Here is a 752-nt window from a genome sequence, read left to right as displayed (position 1 = left end):
GTCGTGATAGCTAAATCACTGAACCGACGCGGCCTCCCGCGCTTATTCTGTTTGCTTTGCGCCCACCCGCTTATTGCTTCTTCATCAATCCAAAAGGTCAGAGAACCACGGTTAATGAGTGATTGGTTGTATTGCTTCCAGTTGGTTGTTTTGTAACGAGGCTTAGGCATAGGACTACGAGAGAGAGTGGAGGTAGCTGATCAGATCGTAGGTTCTGGATTTAGTTCCATTGAATTACGCAACAAAGCCGTTATCTACCTACAACTTAAAATAAGTAACCAAACTCAATACCTACTGAGGTATCGTCAAATTCATACATAGTAACGGATGCATTCACATCGATATTGCCGTTAGTCCAACCCAAAGCATTTTCAAATACGCTGTCATAGTCAGAATCCAAGAAGTAGGTAAAATCACCGCGATAATACATATTACCAAAAGGAACTAACACACCCGCTTCTAAATCAAAACCATCACTGTAGTCACCGCTAGAATAATTCGCACGGCTTTGTTGCGTAATTAAATTTAGATATAGAGCCAACCCGTTTCGCGTATTTCTTAGTCAATACGACAGGTTTTAGGCATACCTAACCTAGTAAGCTTGTTCAACGCTTTTATCATCGCGTAAGTTTCACCCACCTGGGCATTGTAATTTCTTAAGCTCAGTTTCCCTCCTAGCAACTGTTTAACTCGATACATCGCTGTTTCTGAGAGTGAACGCTTGTGGTATCCATACCGCTCTTTCCAATACT

The 752-nt window shown here is 42.0% G+C and carries 2 protein-coding genes and 1 pseudogene; all 3 read right to left on the bottom strand.

Translation table 11 applies throughout. The annotated features are described in order from the left end of the window. Positions 1 to 170: transposase (locus L1D55_RS27455; RefSeq protein ID WP_239917014.1), on the bottom strand; the 170-nt coding region annotated here is incomplete at its 3' end. Between the two features lie 95 nt (positions 171 to 265). Then, positions 266 to 541 carry a hypothetical protein gene (locus tag L1D55_RS27450; protein WP_239919516.1) on the bottom strand — a complete coding sequence of 92 codons (276 nt, stop codon included), beginning with the start codon at positions 539 to 541 and terminating at the stop codon, positions 266 to 268. A 17-nt stretch (positions 542 to 558) separates the two neighbouring features. Next, positions 559 to 752 (bottom strand): annotated as a pseudogene (locus tag L1D55_RS27445) (IS5/IS1182 family transposase); the annotation flags it as partial.

The organism is Vibrio sp. Isolate22, from assembly GCF_022398115.1.
GTDB lineage: Bacteria > Pseudomonadota > Gammaproteobacteria > Enterobacterales > Vibrionaceae > Vibrio.
This window is presented reverse-complemented; position numbering and strand designations above follow the sequence as displayed.